The 22818-nt window shown below is 63.6% G+C and carries 19 protein-coding genes; 11 read left to right on the forward strand and 8 right to left on the reverse strand.

Annotated elements, in window-relative coordinates; genetic code table 11:
• From FPV16_RS24725 to FPV16_RS26510, 4 genes are all read right to left on the reverse strand, one after another.
• Nucleotides 1-904, reverse strand: a 904-nt coding sequence (locus tag FPV16_RS24725; RefSeq protein WP_227441168.1) for a molybdopterin cofactor-binding domain-containing protein, incomplete at its 3' end; no start/stop codon positions are given.
• Nucleotides 905-907: 3 nt separating this feature from the next.
• Entirely contained in the window at nucleotides 908-1858 is a 951-nt protein-coding gene (locus FPV16_RS24730; RefSeq protein WP_227441169.1) for an FAD binding domain-containing protein, read from the reverse strand.
• Nucleotides 1855-2490 (reverse strand): aldehyde dehydrogenase iron-sulfur subunit PaoA, encoded by a 636-nt coding sequence (paoA, locus tag FPV16_RS24735; protein ID WP_227441170.1) that lies wholly within the window; start codon nucleotides 2488-2490, stop codon nucleotides 1855-1857. The genes FPV16_RS24730 and paoA overlap by 4 nt, the downstream gene beginning before the upstream one ends.
• Before the next feature lie 156 nt (nucleotides 2491-2646).
• Nucleotides 2647-3120 carry a hypothetical protein gene (locus tag FPV16_RS26510; protein WP_413629378.1) on the reverse strand — a complete coding sequence of 158 codons (474 nt, stop codon included), beginning with the start codon at nucleotides 3118-3120 and terminating at the stop codon, nucleotides 2647-2649.
• Nucleotides 3121-3156: 36 nt separating this feature from the next.
• Here FPV16_RS26510 and FPV16_RS24745 point away from each other — a divergent pair, with 36 nt between their 5' ends.
• Together FPV16_RS24745 and FPV16_RS24750 are read left to right on the forward strand one after the other, a co-directional pair.
• The gene (locus tag FPV16_RS24745) at nucleotides 3157-4446 is read left to right on the forward strand and encodes an alpha/beta hydrolase (RefSeq protein WP_227441171.1); all 1290 of its coding nucleotides are present in this window, start codon (nucleotides 3157-3159) and stop codon (nucleotides 4444-4446) included.
• Between the two features lie 99 nt (nucleotides 4447-4545).
• Nucleotides 4546-5121 (forward strand): fasciclin domain-containing protein, encoded by a 576-nt coding sequence (locus FPV16_RS24750; RefSeq protein WP_413629380.1) that lies wholly within the window; start codon nucleotides 4546-4548, stop codon nucleotides 5119-5121.
• A gap of 271 nt (nucleotides 5122-5392) precedes the next feature.
• Here the strand turns inward: FPV16_RS24750 and FPV16_RS24755 are convergent, their stop codons facing one another.
• The 3 genes from FPV16_RS24755 to FPV16_RS24765 all read right to left on the reverse strand — a co-directional run bounded on the left by FPV16_RS24755 (nucleotide 5393) and on the right by FPV16_RS24765 (nucleotide 9061).
• Entirely contained in the window at nucleotides 5393-7240 is a 1848-nt protein-coding gene (locus tag FPV16_RS24755) for a glycoside hydrolase family 15 protein (RefSeq protein WP_227441172.1), read from the reverse strand.
• A gap of 108 nt (nucleotides 7241-7348) precedes the next feature.
• Nucleotides 7349-8227, reverse strand: a complete 879-nt coding sequence (locus FPV16_RS24760; RefSeq protein ID WP_227441173.1) for an SMP-30/gluconolactonase/LRE family protein — start codon at nucleotides 8225-8227, stop codon at nucleotides 7349-7351.
• 321 nt (nucleotides 8228-8548) lie between these two features.
• Nucleotides 8549-9061, reverse strand: a complete 513-nt coding sequence (locus tag FPV16_RS24765) for a hypothetical protein (RefSeq protein ID WP_227441174.1) — start codon at nucleotides 9059-9061, stop codon at nucleotides 8549-8551.
• Nucleotides 9062-9523: 462 nt separating this feature from the next.
• On the opposite strand from FPV16_RS24765, the gene FPV16_RS24770 reads away from it, so the two are divergent.
• The 7 genes from FPV16_RS24770 (at nucleotide 9524) to FPV16_RS24800 (ending at nucleotide 17680) form a co-directional block, all read left to right on the forward strand.
• Nucleotides 9524-11737 carry a putative bifunctional diguanylate cyclase/phosphodiesterase gene (locus FPV16_RS24770; RefSeq protein ID WP_227441175.1) on the forward strand — a complete coding sequence of 738 codons (2214 nt, stop codon included), beginning with the start codon at nucleotides 9524-9526 and terminating at the stop codon, nucleotides 11735-11737.
• A 347-nt stretch (nucleotides 11738-12084) separates the two neighbouring features.
• On the forward strand, nucleotides 12085-12894 hold the full coding sequence (locus tag FPV16_RS24775; protein WP_227441176.1) for an EAL domain-containing protein: 810 nt from the start codon (nucleotides 12085-12087) through the stop codon (nucleotides 12892-12894).
• Nucleotides 12878-13282 carry a hypothetical protein gene (locus FPV16_RS24780; RefSeq protein WP_227441177.1) on the forward strand — a complete coding sequence of 135 codons (405 nt, stop codon included), beginning with the start codon at nucleotides 12878-12880 and terminating at the stop codon, nucleotides 13280-13282. Before FPV16_RS24775 ends, FPV16_RS24780 begins: the two co-directional genes overlap by 17 nt.
• A gap of 10 nt (nucleotides 13283-13292) precedes the next feature.
• On the forward strand, nucleotides 13293-14579 hold the full coding sequence (locus tag FPV16_RS24785; RefSeq protein WP_227441178.1) for a diguanylate cyclase: 1287 nt from the start codon (nucleotides 13293-13295) through the stop codon (nucleotides 14577-14579).
• A gap of 17 nt (nucleotides 14580-14596) precedes the next feature.
• Nucleotides 14597-15805, forward strand: coding sequence for an AMP-binding protein (locus FPV16_RS24790; protein ID WP_227441179.1), 1209 nt, complete (start codon nucleotides 14597-14599; stop codon nucleotides 15803-15805).
• Nucleotides 15806-16140: 335 nt separating this feature from the next.
• Nucleotides 16141-16329, forward strand: coding sequence for a hypothetical protein (locus FPV16_RS24795; RefSeq protein WP_227441180.1), 189 nt, complete (start codon nucleotides 16141-16143; stop codon nucleotides 16327-16329).
• 64 nt (nucleotides 16330-16393) lie between these two features.
• The gene (locus tag FPV16_RS24800) at nucleotides 16394-17680 is read left to right on the forward strand and encodes a hemolysin family protein (protein ID WP_227441181.1); all 1287 of its coding nucleotides are present in this window, start codon (nucleotides 16394-16396) and stop codon (nucleotides 17678-17680) included.
• Nucleotides 17681-17854: 174 nt separating this feature from the next.
• Here FPV16_RS24800 and FPV16_RS24805 read toward each other — a convergent pair whose 3' ends face one another.
• On the reverse strand, nucleotides 17855-18391 hold the full coding sequence (locus FPV16_RS24805; RefSeq protein ID WP_413629382.1) for a winged helix-turn-helix domain-containing protein: 537 nt from the start codon (nucleotides 18389-18391) through the stop codon (nucleotides 17855-17857).
• Nucleotides 18392-19189: 798 nt separating this feature from the next.
• Between FPV16_RS24805 and FPV16_RS24810 the strand changes: the two genes are divergently transcribed.
• The gene (locus FPV16_RS24810; RefSeq protein ID WP_227441182.1) at nucleotides 19190-21361 is read left to right on the forward strand and encodes a hypothetical protein; all 2172 of its coding nucleotides are present in this window, start codon (nucleotides 19190-19192) and stop codon (nucleotides 21359-21361) included.
• A 253-nt stretch (nucleotides 21362-21614) separates the two neighbouring features.
• Nucleotides 21615-22818: secretin N-terminal domain-containing protein (locus FPV16_RS24815; RefSeq protein WP_319802276.1), on the forward strand; the 1204-nt coding region annotated here is incomplete at its 3' end.

The raw sequence follows: 22818 nt of genomic DNA on the forward strand, positions 1-22818 counted from the left end.
TGGTGGCACCGATGCGCACCCGCTGGATGGTGGCGGGGCGGTGGGTGGTGTTGTTGGCAATGAGGGGGCGGGTCAGCGCGACCTTCACCGGACGTCCCGCTGCCTTGGCACCGAGCGCCGCGAGGACCGCGTCGGCGCGCACGAACAGCTTGCCGCCGAATCCGCCGCCGACGTAGGGGGAATCGATCCGGACGTTCTCCTTCGGGATGCCGAGGATCTTGGCGACGCTGCCATGGCCCCAGGCGATCATCTGGTTCGAGGTCCAGAGGGTGACCTTGTCGCCGTCCCAGGCCGCGACGGTCGCGTGCGGCTCCATCATGGCGTGGCTCTCGTCGGCGGTCGTGTAGGTCGCGTCCACGGTCACGGGCGCCTTGGCGAAGGCCCCCTCGAAATCGCCGACGCGCTCCTCGCCGTTTCCGCCGCTGCCCTCGCCGCTGTCGCCGGGAACCGGCTTTGCTCCCCCCGCCTCGGCGGCGAGGTCGAACTTGCCCGCCTCGGGGGCGTAGTCGACCCGCACGAGGAAGCTGGCCGCACGGGCCTCCTCGAAGGTCTCGGCCACCACCACCGCGATGGCCTGGTGGTAGTGCTGCACCTGGTCGCCGCCGAACAGGTAGGCGGTATTCATCGTGCCGCGTTCGAGGCGGGGCGTGTCGAGGGTCGTGACGATGGCGAGCACGCCGGGCGCGCGCTTGGCTTCGTCGACCTGCATCGCGCGGATGCGGCCCTTGGCGATGCCGGCGCCGATCACGTAGCCGTAGGCCTGGTTCGCCGCCACGTCGTGGCGCTCGTAGGCGTAGGGCGCCGTGCCGGTGGTCTTGTACTTGCCGTCGATCCGGTCGGTCGGCTTGCCGACGACCTTGAGCTGGTCGATGGGGTTCTGGGTGGCGGGGGTATCGAACTTCATGGCTCAGGCCCTCGCTTCGGTGATCGCAGCCGTCAGCGTGCGCTCGGCCAGCTTCAGCTTGTAGGCGTTCTCGTGCGTCGGCTTGGCGCCGGCGAAGACCTTGTCGGTCACCGCCTTGGCGCCCCGGGCCATGTCGGTTTCCGCCGCCTCGACCCGCCAGGGCTTGGGGGCGACGCCGCCGAAGGCGACCCGGCCGGACCCGTCGGGCTGCACCACCGCCGCCACCGAGACCAGGGCGTAGGCGTAGGAGGCGCGGTCGCGGACCTTGCGGTAGATGTGCGTCCCGCCGAGCGGCTTCGGCAGGGTGACCGCGGTGATGAGTTCACCCGGCTTCAAGGCCGTCTCGATCTGCGGGGTATCCCCCGGCAGGCGGTGGAAGTCGGCGATGGCGATCTTGCGCGTAGCGCCCTTGGCATCGACGGTCTCGACGGTGGCGTCGAGGACCCGCATGGCCACCGCCATGTCGCCCGGATGCGTGGCGATGCAAGCTTCACTTGCGCCGATCACCGCCAGTTGACGGCTGATACCGTCCAGGGCTGAGCAGCCCGAGCCGGGCTGGCGTTTGTTGCAGGCCTGGGCGGTGTCGTAGAAATATGGGCAGCGGGTGCGCTGGAGCAGGTTGCCGGCGGTGGTCGCCTTGTTGCGCAACTGGCCCGAAGCGCCGGCGAGCAGCGCCCGGCTCAGCACGCCGTAATCCTTCCGCACCCGTGCATCGGCGGCAAGATCGGTGTTGCGCACCAGGGCACCGACCCGCAGGCCGCCCTCCGGCGTCGGCTCGATGGTGTCCAGGCCGAGCGCGTTGACATCGACGAGGTGGGCCGGGGTCTCGATCTGAAGCTTCATCAGGTCGAGGAGGTTGGTGCCCCCGGCGATGAACTTGGCGTTCGGGGTGCGGGCGACCGCGGCGGCGGCTTCCGCAGGCGAGCCCGGACGCTCGTAGGTGAAGGACTTCATGCGGGCCTCCCGGCGACTTCGGTGATCGCCTCGACGATGTTGGAATAGGCGCCGCAGCGGCAGATGTTGCCGCTCATGCGCTCGCGGATCTCGGCCTCTGTCACCTGAGAAGCGGCGTTGAGGTCGGCGGTCACGTGGCTCGGGATGCCGGCCTTGATCTCGGCCAGGACCGCCACACCGGAGCAGATCTGGCCAGGCGTGCAGTACCCGCACTGGTAGCCGTCGTGCTTGACGAAGGCCGCCTGCATCGGGTGCAGAGTGTCCGGCTGGCCGAGCCCCTCGATGGTGGTGATCTCTGCGCCCTGGTGCATCACCGCCAGCGTCAGGCAGGCATTGATGCGTCGTCCATCGACGATCATCGTGCAGGCGCCGCATTGGCCGTGGTCGCAGCCCTTCTTGGAGCCGGTCAGGTGCAGGTGCTCGCGCGCCGCGTCGAGCAGGCTGGTGCGGGTGTCGAGCTCCAGGTCCCGGCGCTGGCCGTTCACCGTCAGGCTGACCTTCATACGTGTCGGTCGGTCCATGGAAGTAGTCTCCGCGTGGGCTCCGCGCGGGAGCGAGGTCAGGGCGGCGGCGGCACTCCCGCCGGCCACCAGTTCGCGTCGGTTCAAGTCGAAGTCTCCAGGACCTGTCATGTGTTCTCCCAGCCGACGGCGTATGCGGCACGGCTATCCGACGGTAGACGCCCTGCGCCGCCCCAGGGCGGACGTGGCTGTCTGGATCCAATCTAAGCTAGCGCTCGATCCGACCTTAATCAGGGGTCGAAATCGGCATGCCCTGATGAGTCGCACTCATGAATCAGCCGCGAGCCTGTCCTGTTCGGATGTCGGCTGCCGGCGAGCGCTTGCCATGACCGACCCGATCAGCAACGCGCATCCGGCGCTTCCGATGCCGGCGCGCGCGATCACAATCCCCATAGGACGGGCGCCGTCCTCCCGGATGGCGGCCAGCGCCGGGCTGGGGATGCCGATGCCGTCGGTGGCGTTCGACGCGATGCCCTGCCCGGGACGGCTCGCTCGGAGCCATCCGCCGACCTGCTGGAGGAGCGGATCACCGCCGAAGTGGCGGGGCCCCAAGGGCGTGAAGGTTCGCGCGACCAGGTGCGGATCGATCCGGTTCATCGGGATGTTCGGCCAGCGATCACCCTGTACGCCGTGATGGTTGGGCAGAAGACGTCGCAGTTCTGGCAGAGGGGCCGCCCGTCTCACCGCCGCAATTGTCGCATAATCCGTCCACGCTTTCTTAACGGTGAGCGGGTCGCTCATGCGAGCCTCGGTGGTCAATTCGATTTGGTGGTGCTCGTGCGTGAATGGCCTGGAAGAGGTGCGCGGGCGGGGCTCGCGATCTCACTGCTTCTTACCCTGGTGGCTTGTGCCGGGCGTCCGACTGGCGTGCTCCTGCCGATTGCCGATGTCGGCCCCGCGCCCGGCACGTCGCATGTCGACATGCTCGTCGCCACCACGCGCAAGTCCTCCACCGATCGCGGAGTGCTGTTCTCCGGCGAGCGCGGCAATGCCGTGACTTACAGCGATCTGTCGATTTCCATTCCGCCCGATGCAATCCGCCAGCCTGGGTCGGTGCAATGGCCCAAATCCGTGCCGGGCAATCCGGCCACGGACTTCGTCGCCCTGCGCGCCGATCCGATCGACCGCTCCAGGGTTTCTGCCTGGACGAGTCGCTCAATGCGGCGTGGGGCCAAGCGCCATGTCCTCGTCTTCGTTCACGGCTTCAACAACAAGTTCGAGGACGCCGTCTTCCGGTTCGCCCAGATCGTGCACGATTCTGGTGCCGAAGTCGCACCGGTGCTGTTCACATGGCCGTCACGCGGCTCCGTACTCGCCTATGGGTACGACCGGGAGAGCACCAACTTCTCACGCAACGGGCTTGAGACTCTGCTGCGGGATCTGACCAGGGACCCGAATGTCGGCGAGGTGACGGTGCTGGCTCATTCCATGGGCAATTGGCTCGCCCTGGAGAGCCTTCGCCAGATGGCGATCCGCGATAAGCGCGTCGCCCCCAAAATTAGGAACGTGATCCTGGCAGCCCCTGACGTCGACATGGATCTTGCCAGGGGCGCCTTCCACGACATGGGGAAGGATCGCCCTCGGCTGACGCTGATGGTCTCCGGCGACGATCAGGCACTCGCTGTCTCCCGGCTGGTGTGGGGTGACAGCGTGCGGCTCGGCGCCATCGACCCGATGGCGGAGCCATACCGTTCCGAACTGGAACGAGAGAACATCGCCGTCCTGAACCTGTCCTCGGTCAAGTCGGACGACGCGCTTAATCACGGCAAGTTCGCCAGTGGAGACGTGGTGGCGCTGCTGGGCAAGCGTCTCGCCGATGGCCCGCCGATCTCCGACGGACAGATCGGCATCGGCGACCGGCTCGTCAGCACGGCGGCCGGTGCCGCATCGACGGTGGCGACCGGCGCGGCGCTCGCAGTGGCGGCCCCCGTCGCCCTGATCGACCCGCAGACGCGCGAGACCTACGGCGAGCACCTTTCGAACGTCGGCTCGGGCATCCGTGACACCGTGGGCTCGACGGCCGACCTCGCGGGAGCGCCGATGCGGGCCGTCACCGGTGGTCGTTGAGCCCGTATCTCCCTCCGGGGGGGGGCTGAAAATTTTTCCTGTCTGCCCCCCGTAACGACCGATGACCCCGCACGGCGGGGCCGACACACGGAGTTACGCATGACACGCATGGTCAAGGTCGCCAGCCTCGCAGTCGCCATGGCGCTTACCGGCGCAGGCGGGTTCGGCTCGGCGGCCCGGGCGGCGGAGGAGAAGACGGTGACGGTCGGCGGCGCGCCGATGTACCCGTCGAAGACCATCGTCGAGAACGCGGTCAACTCAAAGGACCACACCACCCTCGTCGCTGCGGTCAAGGCCGCTGGCCTGGTCGAGACGCTCTTGGGCAAGGGACCATTCATCGTGTTCGCGCCCACCAACGCCGCCTTCGCCAAGCTGCCTGCCGGTACTGTCGATACGTTGGTGAAGCCCGAGAACAAGGCGACGCTGACCAAGATCCTGACCTATCACGTGGTGGCCGGGACCATGACCGCAGGCGATCTCCAGAAGGCGATCACGGCCGGCGGTGGCAAGGCTTCGCTCAAGACGGTCGAGGGCGGCAGCCTCACCGCCGAGGAGAAGGGCGGCAAGATCGAGCTCATCGACGGCAAGGGCGGCAAGTCCACCGTCACCATCGCCGACGTGACCCAGTCGAACGGCGTGATCCATGTCGTCGATACCGTGCTGATGCCGAAGTAACTCTCGACGTAGCGAGACCTTTCGCGGCTGCCCGGACCCTGTCCGGGCAGCCTTTTTCATGCCGCGATGCAGACGCTTCGGGGCGGTGACCGTTCCCACCACCCGATGGGATCGATTCACTCGTCCGGTCCGTCGAGATGTTGGAAGTCCCGGGGGGGCAAACCGGTGCCCTCTTCCGGGCGGCCTGCAGCAGGCGACGCCGCAGCCCTTCCGGAAGGGGTCAATCGCGAACCGGACCGTTATGACGACGCGTCGCGCCCCCTCACTGAAGTCAGCTCACAGGGCGGATCACCGGGGCGGTGCGCGCCGCGGTCTCGCGGAGTGAACGGTCGGCATAGGTGCCGTGCACCGCGGCCCGGCCGCCATGGGCGTAGAGGTCGAGCACCAGGGCGGAGTGGATGAAGGCCAGGTGGCTGAAGGCCTGGGGGAAGTTGCCGAGGAAGCTCTGGTCCTCCGCCACCTCTTCGGCATAGAGGCCGACATCGTTCTGCAAAGCCCGCAAGGCCGCGAAACGCGTCTGCGCCTCCTCCTCCCGGCCGAGCCAGGCCAGGGCATCCACGAGCCAGAACGCGCAGATCAGGAACGTGCCCTCGTGCCCCGGCAGGCCGTCGTCGTTGCGATAGCGATAGACCAGTGGACCGTGGCCGAGACGGGCGATGATGGTGTCCACGGTGCGGGCGAAGGCCGCCTCGTCGACGGGGAAGCCCACCATGGGGGCGATCAGCAGGGCGGCGTCCACGTCGTCGCTGCCGATGAATTGCGGATAATAGCCCTCCGCGTGGATGCCCTCGCCATTGACGCGCTCGACGATCCGGTCCCGCTCGGCGCACCAATCCGGCCGCTCGCCGAAGAGGCGGATGGCCCGGTCCAGCGCCACCCAGTTCATGATGGCGGCATGAAGGTAGTGCTCCTCGGGCTTGCGCGGCTCCCAGAGCCCGGCATCCTTCTCGTGCCAGTGGGCGGCGGAGAAGTCCGCGAGGCGGATCGCCTGGTCCCGCGCCGCGTCCGAAATGGTGCCGCCGAGACGCTCGTAGAGGTAGAGCAGGTCGAGGACCTGACCGTAGGCATCGCTCTGGTGCTGTTCCGACGCCAGGTTGCCGTGGTTGACCGGGCGGCTGCCGCGCCAGCCCTCGAAATGCCCGATCTCGCGCTCCGTCAGGTCGGCCTCACCGGCAACCGCATAGAGCGGCCGGAGACCGCCGCCCTCACGCTCGGACAGGGTGCTGACAAAGCCGAAGAACGCCTCGGCCTCTGCGACCATGCCGAACTTCTTCAGGACGTAGAAGGAGAGGCAGGCATCCCGGATCCAGCAGAAGCGGTAATCCCAGTTGCGGATTCCGCCGATTTCCTCGGGCAGGGAGGTGGTGGCCGCCGCCACGATGGCGCCGCTCGGCGCGTAGGTGAGTGCCTTGAGGGTCAGGGCGCTGCGGGTGAGCTCGTCGGCGAACGGTCCGTCATAGAGGGCGCCCGCCGCCCAGCCGGCCCAGGCCCGGCGGGCCCGCTCCATCAGCTCGCGCGCCGCTGGAACACCGCCTGCTCCCACACCGTCGTGCCGGGTGCCGGACGTGTAGAGGGCGAAGCTGCGCGCCTCGCCGCCTTTCACGGTGAAGCGCGCGACGGCCCGCCCATCCTCGGCGGCAAAGCCCGTTTCCGACACGAGGCTGGGCAGGCCCTCCCCCGTGATGAGGCCGTCCGCGATGGCGAGGTCGGCGAAGGTTTCCGCGAAGCCCGCCAGCGGCCGGTAGTCGGCCCGAACCGGCACGGCACCCGAGCCTCCGGCGACGAGGCGGATCAGGCTCGGATGAGCCTCCCCCGGTTCCGGCGCGACCATGAAGTCATGAAGCGTCAAGACGCCTGACGCCGTGGTGAAGGTCGTCTCCAGGATGTTGGTGCGGGCGAGATACATCCGCTGAGTCTCGAAGGGCTCGTCGGGCTGCACGACGAAGAAGCCGCCGCGGGTCCGGTCGAGAAGCCGCGAGAAGACCGGCTCGGCATCGAAGCGCTCCAGGCAGGCCCAGTCGATGGAACCGTCCCGCGCCACCAGGGCAGAGCCATGGCAATTGCCCAGGAGGGCATAATCCTCGATCCGCTGGTAGTCGCGCGCGTCGGGCGTCGTCATGACGGTGATGGTCTCCTGCAGCGCGCCGATGCGTGGCGCCGGTATGCCCGTCCCCGTCTCACGGCGGCGAGCGGGGTTATGGTCGTCGAGAGTTCCGGAAGGACGGTCTTACGGCGCGAGCCGGAAGGCGGGCTCGAGCAGGCCCCGCACTCCGGCGGTCACCAGGAGGGTGCGCCCGTGCTCGGGATCGGCGTCGCGCTCGTCCCGGCTCATGCCCTCATAGGCACTGGTGATCAGCAGGCGATCGAGGTCCGGCCCCGCGAAGGTCGGGCACGAAGGGCGGGTCACCGGCAGGGGAACCGTGCGCACACGCTCGCCCTCCGGACTGTAGGCATCGATGCAGGATGCGCCCCAGCGGGTGCACCAGATCCGGCCCTCGGCATCGACCGCCGCGCCGTCGAGACCGCCCTCCCCGCCGCGATGATCGTAGAGCGTCGAAGGCACGCCCGTCGGCAGGCCGGTGCGGGGATCCAAGCTGACGCGCTGGAGCAGACCCGCATCGGTGTCGGCGAAGTAGCCGGTCGCGCCATCGGGCGAGAAGCAGATGGCGTTCGGGATGGTGAAGGATCCGTAGAGGCGCGTCACCCGGGTGCCGGCGACATGGTAGATCGCGCCGCGTCCCGGCTCGGCCCCGCGGCCCATGGTGCTGATCCAGAGGGCGCCGCTGGGATGCACGCGGCCGTCGTTGGAGCGGGTGCCTGCATCCTCCGGCTCCAGCGGACAGAACAGCTCGAGCTCTCCATCGCCCAGCCTGCGCAAGTAAAGCCCATCCTCGGCGGCGAGGAGGTGACGGGTCTCGTCCACCGCCGCGACGGCGCTCGCCATGAAGGGCAGGCTGTGCCGGCGGGACGTGCCGTCCTGGAGCGGGGTCTCAAACAGGTGCCGCTCCAGGATGTCGACCCACCACGCCGTGCCGGTACGCGGATCGTAGCAGGGGCCCTCGCCGAGATGGCAGCGGTGTGAGTCGAGGATCGTGATGGTGTCCATGCTCGTTCCTTAGTGGTGGCGCGGGTCGCGGAGGTCGGGCCTTCGTGGGAGCTTGACCGGCTCATGAGGGAACGGTCTGGCCGCTCGGCGCTGTGCACGGCGCGGCAACCGTCGTCTCGGCCCGCCTCCTGTCCCGGTGAGACCCGCCTGCGCGCGAAGGTTGCGCGATCCCATGACCGCCCCACACCCTTCGCTGCCGGAACCGGGGCATCGCCCTCGATGAGCACAAAGCGGGATTGCCTGTCGATCAGAGCAATGATGTCTCGAGGGGACGAATGGACGTTATGCGGCCGCTCTGATGGATCGCCTGAGAGGACCCCCCTATCGGGGACCACCGCCACGACGCATCGCGATTTCCTGGCCTTCCTGATTCAGGGCGCCCGAGGGTGCCATCGTCTCGTTCGGGACCGACATCATCCCGTTCTTCGCGGTTCGCGACGGAGGCCTGTTCTCATGCGGGTAGCCGGCGGCTTGCTTCAAAGTGAGGGCACGGCGAGCACCCGATACCGTCTTGCTGCGGGCGCGAGCGTTTCGGCGGCGCTCACTCTCCTTGCTGACACGTTTGACCGCCGCGGCAAGGAGTGCGGCCTTCTCGCGTGTCCCGGAATTGTCCGTCGCGGGATGGGCACCGGACGGGGCCGATTTTCCGCGCACCTCACGGCGTTGTCGGCGAGACACATCGCGCGCCCGGTCCCGTCTTTCCCGCAGCAGCCGGATCAGGTCGGACAACCCGGCATCGTCCACCGCATCCAGTCCTGGCCGGTGGGAGCGGCCGACGAGATCGTTCTCGCTTGCATCCAGCAGACGGGCTTCACGGCGTCGCGAAACAGACATTCATCCTCCAGCTGTTACGAATTGTGATGCGGCAACACCCATCGACGAAGAAACGTTGCCCGCCGTAACACTCATCGGTCGAGGTGTTGTGCGATCTCACCCCAACACCGCAGGCGCTTGGGATTAACAGGCCCCTTTCGTCCGTGGCGAGTGCTGCTGGGAAGCACGCTCTGACTTTCTCTTCTTCGCACGACCCTACAGGCCGTCGAAAGTTTTGGAAGGATCATTGGGACAGTACTTGGCCTGATCCCGTTTGGTGGCCCCGGTGCGAGGTCAGGGCCAGGGTCACATCAACGCAGGGACAGAAGGGTCAATTATAGATAAGACATTTTTTCGCAGGGTAAAAATTATAATATGTGAGTGTGTATAGTTGCCTTTGCGATAGTGTCGCGCCGAATTTTGTGCGATGGCGTACCAATTCTGTTAACAGCTCACGCACAGGATCACCCTCGGACACAACCGATGGCCCTCGCCGTGCAACTCCCCCACATCTTATCTGGCGAAGCCGCAAGCGACGATGGCTTGGCCGATCACGAATTGAGAGATGCAGCTCCTGCAGCCGCTTTCACTGACATCGTAGCCTTAGCCACTCGCATGTTTGATGTCGAAGCGGCTTTCGTTTCCCTGCTCGATAAAGAGCGCCAAGTGTTCCAGGCGCATATGAGTTCGAGCGTGTATGAAATCAGCCGCGAGGCCGCATTTTGCTCACATGCATTGTTGCAAAAAGACGCCTTCGTGATCTTGGATGCCGCTCTTGATCCACGTTTCGAGGACAATTCCTACGTTGTCGGAGCGCCGCACATCCGCTTCTATGTTGGCGTCCCGCTGCGCACACCTTCCGGCCATGCCGTTGGTGCACTTTGCCTTGCGGATACAAAGCCGCGCGACGTCTTCTCTGATGCGGACGTACACTCACTTCGGCAGTTGGCTAACATCGCGATCGATCGCATGGAGATGGGTAGGCTCGAAATAGCGCAGCGCGAGAGCCAAAGTCGTTTCGAACACATTACCTCGACATCCCCTGACGGAATCGTATGCGCCGACGCGGACGGCCGTATTACGGTGTGGAATGCCGCTGCGGAGCGAATGTTCGGTTACAGCGGTGCCGAAGCAATCGGACAGTCTATCGACGTGATCGCCCCCGAGCGTATGCGCGGCGGGCATAGTAACGGTCTCCAGCGAGTCGCCACCGGAGGTGATCCCCGCTTGATTGGCAAGACCATCGAGTTGCAGGCTCGACACAAGTCGGGCGAAGAATTTCCTATCGAGCTGTCATTGTCGCAATGGCAGGAGGATGGGCGAGCCGCCTTCGGCTCGATCGTACGCGATATCCGTGGACGGCGCGCGAACGAGGAGCGTCTTTTCCGTCTCGCCCATCTCGACCCTTTGACAGAGCTGCCGAATCGTTCAGTTCTTCGCGAGCGCCTCATTGAGATCACGAGAGCGGCGCGGCCTGTGTCGGTCCTGATGCTTGACCTCGATGGTTTCAAGGAGGTCAACGACAACTATGGTCATGCGACTGGTGATGCGCTTCTCAGGACAATCGCCGCCCGTCTGCTCTCCTGCGTACGACCGATTGATACCGTGTCTCGCCTGGGTGGCGACGAATTCGTCCTTCTCTTAACGGACAGTGACGATCCACTTCGCGCGACCGAAGTCGCCAATGCCATCATAGCCGCTGTTGCGATACCATTCGACCACGAGGGTCAGACACTGAAACTACGTGGGAGCATAGGCATCGCCTTATCGTCAAACAGTACGGAAGGGGCAGAATATTTGCTCTCGTGCGCCGACCTCGCGCTCTATCAAGCTAAAAGCGAAGGGCGCAATTGTTATCGCATGTTTACACAGGTTTTGCGAGACAAAGTAAGACGGACTCGCTCCTGTCGAGAAGACATAGGTCGCGCAGTTGAATTCAATCAGTTTAGATTGCATTACCAACCGCAAGTGCGGCTGAAAGATGGTGCCCTTGTCGGAGCCGAAGCCCTGATCCGCTGGCAGCATCCAAAGCACGGATTACTGACGCCTGCATCATTCGTCGACGTTCTGGATAGCAGTCCTCATGCCACCGAGGTTGGCAACTGGGTCATGAGAACTGCGTGTGCGCAGGCTGCAGAATGGCGCAGATTAGGGGCCAAAGACTTCCGCATGGGGGTGAACCTGTGCAGCGCTCAATTTCGGAACGGCAATCTTGCCGAGACAGTCCGCGAAATCTTGACGAGCACAGGCCTTCCTGCTGCCAATTTAGAGCTAGAGATTACTGAAAATATTGTACTTCGACAAGAGGCTGGCTTGGCGGAAACGTTACACGCCGTACGTGAGAGCGGCGTTGGCATCGCATTTGATGATTATGGAACTGGCTATGCTTCTCTAAGCCTTCTCAAGCGATTTCCGTTGACCCGCCTGAAGATTGACCGCTCATTTGTGACGGGCATGATGGGGTCAAGCAAGGATGAAACGATCGTACGTGCGATTCTACAGCTTGGGCATGGATTCGGCTTGGACGTGATTGCGGAGGGTATTGAGACAGCGGCAGAACACGCACGACTGCGTGCCAAGGGTTGTCAGGAGGGACAGGGCTATCTGTTCGGCAAGCCGATGCCAGCAGACATGTTTGCGGCCCGGTTTGACCTTGGTGCAAGGGAAGCTTTGGCCAATAAGCTTGCAGCCCGATAGATCTTCGATCGCGCATACCCAAGGCGTACCACGTTTTCGCTCCAGATTGACACAACAGGACAGCATAAGCCGCTAATCTCAAGCAAGAATTGCGTCATTCTAATATGTTGCCAATAGTTGTAAATCTTTACTACAAATTATAGTGGCGCCAGATTAGTTTGGATTTATATTTGTCCAAATTGCTGAAAACGGCCGCATCCTAAAAGCGGCTTCGCAGCCCGCCCCAAAATGGAACATTCGAAGATCCATTCTTGTTGTCAATCCAGCCCCCTGCTTTCATTTACGTTGCCTCAATGTTTACGAGGGCAGGGTTGTATGGCGCGGAATACCACCTGGAAAGTTGATCTATGACACGCGGATGCCAGGGCTGCCAGAATGGCCAGCCCCTGCCCTTCGAGTTCACGATGGCGTTTCACCCCATTCTTGACCTCCTTCAAACCACCGTCTGGGGCTACGAGGCTCTGGTCCGGGGCACGGAAGGCCAAGGCGCCGGGCAGATCCTCGCCATGGTCGACGATGCGAACCGATACAAGTTCGACCAGGCTTGCCGTGTGAAGGCGATCGAACTTGCCGGCGCGCTGTTCCCGGACGCCGAGACCCGCCTGTCGATTAACTTCATGCCCAACGCTGTCTACGAACCGGCCGCTTGCATTCGTGCAACGCTGGACGCCGCCCATCGGGTGGGCTTTGCGCGCCAGCGGATCATGTTCGAGTTTACCGAGAACGAGCGCATGACGGATGTCGCCCACGTTCAGCGTATTGTCGCAGAGTATCGCAAGCAGGGTTTTACAACGGCGATCGACGACTTTGGGGCCGGCTATGCCGGCCTCAATCTCCTGGCAAGCTTCCAACCCGATTTCATCAAGCTCGATATGGAGCTCATCCGCGGGATCGATACATCGCGGCAGCGCCAGACCATCGTCGCCGCAGTGGTCGCGATGGCCCGGCAACTGGGCGTGGCGGTAATCGCGGAGGGGATCGAGACGGAAGCCGAACTCGTGACCCTCCAAGCGGCTGGAATTCAGCTGGTCCAGGGCTATCTCTTCGCGAAGCCAGCCGTCGCCTCTCTGCCAACGGTCTGGATTCCACAGGGGGATGTCAGAGCGAAGACCATCAGATTGCCAACCGGCGACACGGTGGATGCGCATGCAGCCTGAGCATCATGGACCAAACCTCCAAGGCATAAACATGCTCTCATTCGAAACAATCTCGTTGCGTGATCTCGGCACCCATAATGTGGAAGAGCTGGATGCGCTGCCGTTTGGGGTCGTCGGTTTCTCGTCGGATGGCATTGTCGAAATCTACAACGCGACAGAAGAGCGGCTGGCCGGTCTGCCGCGCAAGAGTGTGCTTGGCACACATTACTTCTCGACGACGGCGCAGTGCATGAACAACTTCATGGTTGCGCAGCGCTTTGAGGATGAAACTGAGATCGACGCGATTATCGACTACGTCCTTACCCTGCGCATGCGCCCTACGCCGGTGCGTCTTCGGCTCTTGAAAGCATCCGGAATGGATCGCCGCTTCATCCTCATTCAGCGTTGAGAGAGGCCCCGTGACAACCGAGCTCGAAGCCGAAAACACGACCCTCCTTCAATTCCTCTACGCGTGTCCTGCCGGCCTCATCGAGTTCTCGGCTGCTGGCGATATCGGTTTGGTCAATCCAGTTGCGATGGGCCTCCTGCTCCCGATTGCCGGGCGTCCCTTCGTCACCAATCTCTTCGAGGTGATGGATGGTTGCGCGCCAGAATTGTTGAACATGATCCAGCAGTTCGCACCGTCTCACGGGACGGTCTGCGATGGCCACCGCATCGTAACCGGGCGCGGAGGGCAATCGGCTGTCCTTGCATGCAGCGTCGTGAAGCTGACCGAGGACCGTTACATCGCGACGCTGTCGGACGTGACCGAGCAGGTTGCTCGCGAGAAGCGGCTGAAGCAGGCGGAGGTTTGGTTCGCCTCGCTACTGGACGGCATTGATGACGTTGCCGTCCTCTCTTTGGACGTCAACGGTTGCATCGATGGAGTGACATCGTCGGTGGTTCGGCAGACCGGTTTCACGGACGCCGATTTGCTCGGTCGGCCATTCGAATCCTTCGCCCGACCCGATCGTGCTTCGGCAATGCCGCTCCCCGGTGAGGCCATTGCCGTTGCCCGGAGTGACGGCTGGCACCTGCACGAGGGCTGGCATGCCCGTGCCGACGGGAGCCGATACTGGTGTCAACGGCTGGTTGCCGTACGCGATAACTCGGATGGAACCACGGCCGGCTTTACGCTCGTATTGCGAGCGGTGACACGGCAGGGACGGGACGCGGCGGATCTGCGGCGGATGCTGACGCGCGATCACCTGACCGGCGTGAGCAATCGCGCTCATTTCTTCGAAGCGGCGGAGCGCCACTTCGCTCGGTGCCTTCGAGATGGCCGATCCCTGGCGCTGATCGTTCTCGATGTGGATCATTTCAAGCAGGTGAACGACGAGCACGGGCACGCAGCGGGCGATACGGTGCTCTGCGCAGTGTCACGCCGTTGCGAGGGCGAGCTCCGTCCCGAGGATGTCTTCGCCCGACTGGGCGGCGAAGAGTTCGTCGTCCTTCTGCCAGGAGCGACATTAAGGGCTGCGGCGGTGGCGGCCGAGCGTTTGCGCCTCGCGCTCGCGGGCGATGTGTTCGATATTGGGGGGATTGGGCTGCGGATCACGGCAAGCTTTGGCTGTAGTGCTCTCGATGCGGGAACGACCGCGTCCCTCGCCGGACTGCTCGCAGCTGCCGATACCGCCTTGTACCAAGCCAAACGAGCAGGCCGAAATCGGGTCGCCGTGTCGGAAGCGGACCAGGTGGCAGCCTGAGCACCGGTACTCCAGCGATGCTGTCGCGACGCGCGCTCGTTGCCGTCCTCCAAAGCCTCCTTGGCGCAGAGCTTCTTGTCGCGCGCGGTCGCGGCAGCCCCGGCGCACGGCAGCCCATCGACTTTCCGTCCGAATGGCCACTGGCCCTGCAGATCACGGACAACACGAAGGTGGGGCTCGGATGCGATTCCCTCGAGGCGATGTGGCTCGCCTCTGCGGTCAACGAGATGTTCCACCTGCACGAGGCGGCCAGCGAGGAGGGACTGCTGACGGACGCGACGTTCGGACGTTGGGTTGAGTGCGTCGAGGCGGCCTGGAGGTCCGGAGTGGCCGCGATCACCTTCACGACGTCGGGAACGACCGGGACACCGAAGCGATGCGCTCATTCTGCCGAAGCCCTGCTGACGGAAGCCTCGTTTCTGGCCGAACTCTTTGGTGACAGGCGGCGGGTCATCTCCTTGGTGCCGGCGCACCACGCCTACGGCTTCCTGTTTGCCGCGCTCCTTCCAGATATGCTCCGTGTCGAACACCTCGACGCGACGCGCTTCAGCGCCGCAGAACTGGCACGAAGCCTTGCGCCGGGCGATCTCGTCGTCACCTTTCCCGATCGCTGGCGGTGGTTGGAGCGTTCCCTGCCGGTCTGGCCCCGGGACGTCGAGGGAGTGGTCTCGACGGCACCGTGCCCGCCAGCCCTGATCGCATCTCTCTGCGAGCGCGGCCTCTCGGCGATGACGGAGGTCTACGGGTCGTCGGAGACGATGGGCGTGGCAGTGCGCCGGTGGCCGCACACCACCTACCAGCTCATGTCGCATTGGCGCTTTGCCGAACCCGTCCGTGAAGACGCACCGGACATCGTCGATCGAACTGGCCGCAACGTCCCATTGCCGGATCGCATCCGACTACAGGACGGGCGCCGTTTCCACTTGGCGGGCCGGAACGACGGTGCCGTACAGGTCGGCGGGGTCAACGTGTTCCCGGATCGCATTGCGGCGTCCCTCCGAGATAGGCAGGGTGTTCGAGAAGCATCTGTGCGGCTCATGCGGCCGGAAGAGGGGGCTCGCTTGAAGGCATTTGTCGTACCCGAGCTAGGGGCTGACCTGACGGTCTTGCGCAGAGAGCTCGATGCATGGATCGATGCAGCCCTGCCGGCCGCGGAAAGGCCGACGGCAATCACCTTCGGTCCTCAATTGCCGAAGAGCATGATGGGCAAGCTCGCAGAATGGTGACCGATGAAGGCGGCGCCCCCAACTCATCTCCTCTTCCCGGAGATCGTTAGCGTCGTCAGCAGCTCGAGAGGGGTGACAAGGTCGTCGTCTCGGCGAAACCCAGGGATGACCGTTCGATCCCGGTTCGCTACATTAAGGAGGAGCTCCAGCCTGTCCGGCTAGCCCTCGATCGTTGGCACGTGGGAAAAAAGCACGCATCCCGCCTGCTCGATTCCCGGTTTCGTATCTGCCTCGAAGAGTGGGTCGGAAAGGTCGGGCCTCCGCACTTTGTTCGGCTCCCTCGCGCAATCCGCCTGACTGGCTTATACCACGCGCGGACAGCCTGGAGATCAATCGTGTACAAAGTTAAGGCAAACGATCACGCGGGACGCGCGCTCATTTTTGCTTGCGGCACCGCTGATCAGGCTCTGGAAAAAACCTGGGAGCTTGCCGGTCGGGGCTTCAAAGACATCTCTGTGGCCGATCCGAGAGGCCAAGAAATGAAAGCCGCCGCTTTTGAACGCGCCATGGATCTTGAAGCGTAGCGGAGGTAGGTAAAGGCGTTTTTCGAGAAGGGGCACGGCAATTTCCGAAGATGCATGGTCGACCGTGCTGGGGCTGGCCGCAGTCCTGGTGCTGGTATTCGCCAACGGGTTCTTCGTTGCAGCCGAATTTGCTCTCGTCTCCGTGCGCCGCTCTCGGGTTGCGGAACTCGTCACGGAAGGTCGCGCGCATGCGAACGCCCTGCAACGGGCGACTGACCGGCTCGATGCCCATCTCGCCGCGACCCAGTTCGGCATCACGCTGTCGTCCCTTGCGTTGGGGTGGGTCGGCGAACCGGCCCTTGCTCACCTCGTCGAGCCTGCTCTGACGTGGCTGCCGATCGGGCTCAGTTCGGTCGCGTCCCATACCGTCGCGGTTGTCGTCGCTTTTTCCATCATCACGTCCCTGCACATCGTGCTCGGCGAACTCGCCCCGAAGAGCCTCGCTCTGCAGCGTAGCGAGCGCACGGCGCTGGCCGTCGTCCGCCCCCTCAGCCTTTTCCTCCTCGTCTTCCGCCCTGCGATCCTCTTCCTCAATGCCCTCGGCAATGGGGTGCTGCGCCTCTGCGGTCTCCACCCGGGCCATGGCGAGGGATCCCTTCATTCGACCGCCGAGCTCAACCTGCTGATCCAGGCGAGCCAGGAGGCGGGCCTCATCCGCGAGGTTCAGCAGGAGGCCGTCGAGCGCATTTTCGCCATTGGGGAGCGAAAGGTGCGGGACATCATGACCCCACGCCACGAGGTGTTCTGGGTCGATCTGGATGACCCGCGAGACGTGGTTCTGAAGGCGATCCGTGAATGCGACCACGCCCAGGTCGTCATCAGCCGCGGAGAAATCAACGAACTCGTCGGGATCGTGCGCAAGCAAGATCTGCTCGATCAGGTCCTCGACGGCAAGGACATCGACCTCGCCGTGGCCACGCAGCCGCCCATCGTGGTGCACGAAAGCATGACGATCCTGGCCGTCCTCGAGACCTTCCAGAGCCAGCCCATGCGCATGGCCGTAGTCGTCGACGAATACGGGACGTTGGAGGGCATCGTCACGCAGACGGACCTCTTGGAAGCGATTGCGGGCGACATCCCGGAGGTGGGCGAAGAGCCCGACGTTGTGGAGCGCGCAGACGGATCGCTCCTCATCGACGGCATGATGTCTGCCCGGCAGGCGTTCGAACGTCTCGCATTCTCCGAGACGCCTGACAGCGACGACTTCACCACCTTGGCCGGCTACGTCATCTTCCAGCTCGGGCGGATCCCCGGAGTTGGCGATACCGTCGATGCAGGAGGATGGCGCTTCGAGGTGGTCGACATGGACGGACGGCGCATCGACAAGGTCCTCGCCAGCCGGAGGCACTGACGATGAACGGCAAATTCCTGACGCGGCGCGTCGGACTCGGCGTGGAGTTCGCCGACAGCTAACGGACGCCGTCGTTGAAGGCCGCGGTTGACTTCAAGGCAACGTGTGAAGCGGCCATCTGCTGGGGCTGAAGCTGTGTCTCGTTCCACGGCAGCAGGCCCGCGCGGATCGCGTTCACGGCAGCGGGCAGGCTTTTTTGAAGGCCGCCAAGGCGGCCGGATCCTGCTCGTAATGGCGCGGGCGCACCGACAGCTTGGCAAAGTCGAGCGCCTTGACCGTGCGACTTACCGTGCTTTCATCGCGGCTGACGCCGAAGCTGGCGTAGATCCAGGCGGCGAGATCCTTCAGCCGCCAACGCACCACGCCGTGCCGGTCCGGGTCCGGCCCTTCCTCGATTACTTGCGCCAGCGCCTGTCGCTCGACCGCATCCAGCTTCGGCCTTTGACCGGGTGTCTTGCTGTCGACCAGCCCGGCCGGGCCAACGGCGTTGAACGCCAGAACCCAATCCCGCACCGTCTGCAGGCTCACGGCCCCGGTCCGCGCCGCGTCCGTGCGGCTGGCGCCGTCATAGATCGTTGCCAGCGCCAACAGCCGACGGCTCTGACCGGCATCCCGACTCCCCATGCGTCCCTTCACCTCCCGGAGCGACGAGGTCCACAACTCCAGCGTCGCCTCGTTTTGAGTCCCTGACGTCCATGATGTGCGAATCACGGCGACGCAGGAGCGAGAACCTCACCCAAAACGATCTTGTATCGCCAGTAGGGTCGCCCTCGTGGGAGCTCTGCCCCTGCTGAGTCAATGAGGTCAATATCTTCAGTAAAATGATGTCGACGATCTATGCGGAATAAAGACATATTTGCAATACTGTAAATTACATCCGTTTTTCTGTCTTCATCGAAGCGATCTGGCTGGCCCGAGCGGGCGTGGCATTGAACCTTCAGAGCTGCATCCGCTCGTTCCGGCGATCCCAGTTGCAACCGAAGGATGTTTCGCCAAATTCGAGAGTAGACCCGTTTTCGACGATCCTTGCTGTCGATCATCGTCGTTGCGGCAGTTATGAATTGCTTTGATGGGTGTATTTGTAATTAATACATAATAGTGGGCTCTATTTGAGAATGTATGTCATTAGCATTATTGCTTTTGCAGATTTTTAGTTGACAAAATTGGGGCGCCAAGCATATTTATATTGCAAAGAATGTCAATCAAAGGATCATTTGGACATTATTTGAGCATAACCGCACAATCTATGCTCTTGTTAGACGAAGTCCGTATTGAATAAATCAAGGTGCGCCGGCTGCCAAGCTTGTGCAAAATGCGAGGTGACCGTTCGATTCGGTTTCGCTGAAACGACGGTCGTCCTGTCCGGACGAGCGGTCCGCACGGTTTGTCGCTGCTGGCGCCTTTGGCGTGAATGGGCGCACGCAGCTCAAAGTCAAAATCAAGCACTCAAGTGCGGGATGCCAATCACGCCCATTGTCGATGCCCCCTCTGGTCTGTGGAGCCCCTCTCGTGACTTTGAAGTTCCTTCTAAAATCAGCTATTTTCGCTCTTGCTACAGCTTGTACAATTCTTCCGTCTCTCGTCGAGGCCGCGGATGGCCCTTTTGAAGTCACGACGGGATCCTACAAGTTCCTCGCCCGGGACGAGCCGCTGGTTGCCACTGATCGCAAGGTCGATCTCTGGGCCGAAGTCTACAGACCCAAGACGTTATCAGGTGAGTCGCTTCCAGTGGCGGTCTTCCTTCACGGCAATCACGCTACCTGCGGGGTCTACGACAAGACTCTTCAGGTCCGTCAAGACATCGGCACCTTGTATACCACGGAAGGTCGGTGCGAGGCCGGCCAGGTCGTGGTGCCAAGTCATCTGGGCTACGAGTATGTGGCCAAGGAACTCGCGTCCTGGGGCTATATCGTCGTGTCGATCAACGCCAACCGCGGCATCACCGCCGGTGAGGGTGTGGGAGGTGACTTTGGCCTCAACCTGATGCGCGGCCGTCTCATCCTGCGTCACTTGGCTCTCTTGTCCGATTGGAATCGGGGCACAGGCCAGATCCCGGCTCCCGCGACGCTCAAGTTTGACCCCCGCTCGACGATGGATCTCTCGCAGGTCGGCCTGATGGGCCACAGCCGTGGCGGCGAGGGCACCCGGGCGGCGCTTCAGCAGTTCCGAGACGAAGGAAGCCCATTTCCGGCCCTGATTGGCGGGTTGTCCATCAAGTCGATCTTCGAGATCGGACCCGTCGACGGTCAGACAGACCGCGTTCTCAACGCGAACGGGGTCAACAGCATGGTCCTGCTGCCCGCCTGCGACGGTGACGTCACGTCCCTTGACGGCATGAAAGTCTTCGACCGCACCGTCCTGAACACGACGCCGGACACATCGAAGACAATCCACGGCACCGTCTATGTTTGGGGCACCAACCATAACGCCTACAATACCGAGTGGCAGCAATCCGATGCCAAGGGCTGCTTGGGCACCGACTCGCTCTTTCCGCAGAATGGCCGCTCCAAGCCGCAGCAACTGACGGCTGTGCAGACCCTGGTCCCGTTCTTCCGGGGAACGGTCGGCGCCAAGGCGGACCGATCGCTGGTGGCGCAGTTCGACCCGGTCAACCCGCTGCCTGACGTCCTGACAGACATCACCAACGTCGACCGCGGCTACCTGCCGGCCCCGCTCGGTGAGACCGTTGAGAAACTCGAGACGTTCTCGCAGCCCGCCGGCTTCAGCGATGCCCGCGTTCGCACCACGACCAGAGGCGTTGAGGTCGTCAACCAGAATGCCTCTTTCGAGCACGTGCTAGGCAAGCGCGTGGCGACGGTGTCGTGGACGGCGGATTCGGACAGGAGCAAACTGTTCCAGATCAACTTCCGGCCAGCCAAGGATATGTCCGGCTTCAAGACCTTGTCGTTCCGCACGGCGCTGCGGTGCTTCGGCACGATCTGTGACTATCCCGCCTCGGCCGACGGTGAGCTTTCCTACGGCGTGCGCCTGCTCGACGAGAACGGCCAGACCTCCAACACCGTCCTCACCAGTCGTGATGTGCGCATCAGCCGGCCCGTGGGACTGGCAGGGTGGACTTTTACCTTTCCAGGCTGGCCTGACTTCGTCTTCCCGCCCGTTCTGCACTCGCCTTTGTATACGGTCGAGATTCCCCTGTCGGCGCTCAGCGGTGTGGATCTGAGGCAGATCAAGGCATTGCGGTTTACCTTCCACGGGCAGGAGGTCGGCACCGTCGACATCGCCGACATCATGCTGCTCAAAACCGATCCGGCGCCGGCACAAGCCATTGCCCAGGCCTCTGCAAAGAGCCCCTCGGCGTGGATGGCCGCCGCCAAAGTCCAGGCCGTCTCCATGTCTCAGCACAACCCCGCAGCCGACGCCAACACCCTGACGATCGTGCGCAAGCCCGCTGCAGCTCGGGCGGCCTCCGGGGCATCGCCGGCTGCTCCGACGGTCGACATCGTCGTCACTTCGAAGCGGCACTTTCCCGTAACCGATGCCCTCCCGCAGTTGCGGATCGGTGACAAGCTCGTTCAGGGCGGCAAGATCGGACCCAATGGGAAGACGATGACCATTGCGGTTCCCGTAGCAACGTTCAACGAACTTCCGGCCGGAGCCGATGTCTCGCTCTCCCTCCTGGCAAGTGCTCCCCCTTGGAGGTTCGGACCGCTTCGGAAATAAGGCGGACGGTACTTTTAAAATACCACCAAAATCGACGGCACTCACCGATGACTATGGTGAGTGCCGTCGATCCATTGAATCTAAGCTCAAATAAACTTTAGAATTACCAAGTAGATAGATCTCTTTATAACGAAAAAGGGACTGGCCTGTAAATTGCGGACTGCATTTGCGTGAGCCTTACCGGTTTTGAGCATCGCTCCGTTCGTCGCCTCTTGTGTGGGGCGAGAGGTGGATGCGGAAAAGGGATTGTTGCGTGCGTCTGACGATTCTTTCAGCCGGTGGAACGCTCGCGATGGCGCTGGCTGGATGCGTTGCTTCCGAGCCCCTCGGCCCATCGACGTCCGGCCTGTCCCACGCCAGTCTTGTGGATGTGTCGGCCCGCCGTCCGGGAGGGGCGGCGGCAGGCAAGCCAATGTCGGGCGCTCTGCTGGCCGCGAACCGAGACGCTGGCCGCAGCTTCAATTTCGGGCCGGAGATCGCCGAGGCGGATGGAGGGGAGCGCCCTCCCGCAGTGGCGCGGAAGGATGCCGGCGGATTCAGGCCTGTCGCCTTGCGTCCCATCGCCGAGGGGCAACCGGCGGCCGGCCGCTACCTGATGAATTTCGAGGATGCCGACATCAAGGAGGTGCTCCAGTCGGTGCTCGGCACCATGCTTGGCGTCACTTACACGGTGTCGCCCAACGTCAGCGGCCGCATCACCCTCTCGTCGACGACCCAACTGACGCGGATCGAGGTGCTGTCGACCCTCGAGACGGTTCTCGCCGCCCAGAACATCGCCCTGACCAAGATCGGGGCGACCTATCGCGTCGCGCCCATGGCCGTCGGCGGAGGCGTCGTGGACGAGGGCGAGGCGATGCCCGGCAACGGCGTTTCCGTGGTGCCGCTGCGTTTCACCTCGGTGGCGACCATGACCAAGCTCCTCTCCGGCTTCATCGCCGAGACGGACGGGCTGCGCATCGATCCGGGCCGCAACGCGATCCTGGTGCGGGGCCCCGCGCCCAACCGCGAAGAGGTGGTGCGCGCCATCGAATCGTTCGACACGGACTGGATGCAGAACCAGTCGGTGAGCCTCTTCGAGGTTCGACGCGCCCGCGTCGACGCCGTCGTGGCGGAGCTCACGCGGATCTTCGACAACGAAACCAACGGCCGCGGCTCGGGCCTGATCCAGTTCAAGCCGATCTCGCGGATGCGGGCCATCCTGGCCGTGTCGAAGAACCCGGCCCTGATCCGCCGCGCCGAGACCTGGATCCGCCGGCTGGACCAAGAGAGCGACCGGGCCGCGGACAACGTCTTCGTTTATCGCCCGCGCCACCGCGACGCCAAGGAATTGGCCCGCCTCGTGAGCGGCCTGTTCAAGACCGGCGGCACCGGCTCGTCCGACTCCGCGGGAGGAGCGGGTCTCGGTGGGGGGCTCTCCACCACGCCCTTTGGCGGCGGGTCGCAGGACGGGGGTGGCC

Source organism: Methylobacterium sp. W2, assembly GCF_020662345.1.
Lineage (GTDB): Bacteria > Pseudomonadota > Alphaproteobacteria > Rhizobiales > Beijerinckiaceae > Methylobacterium.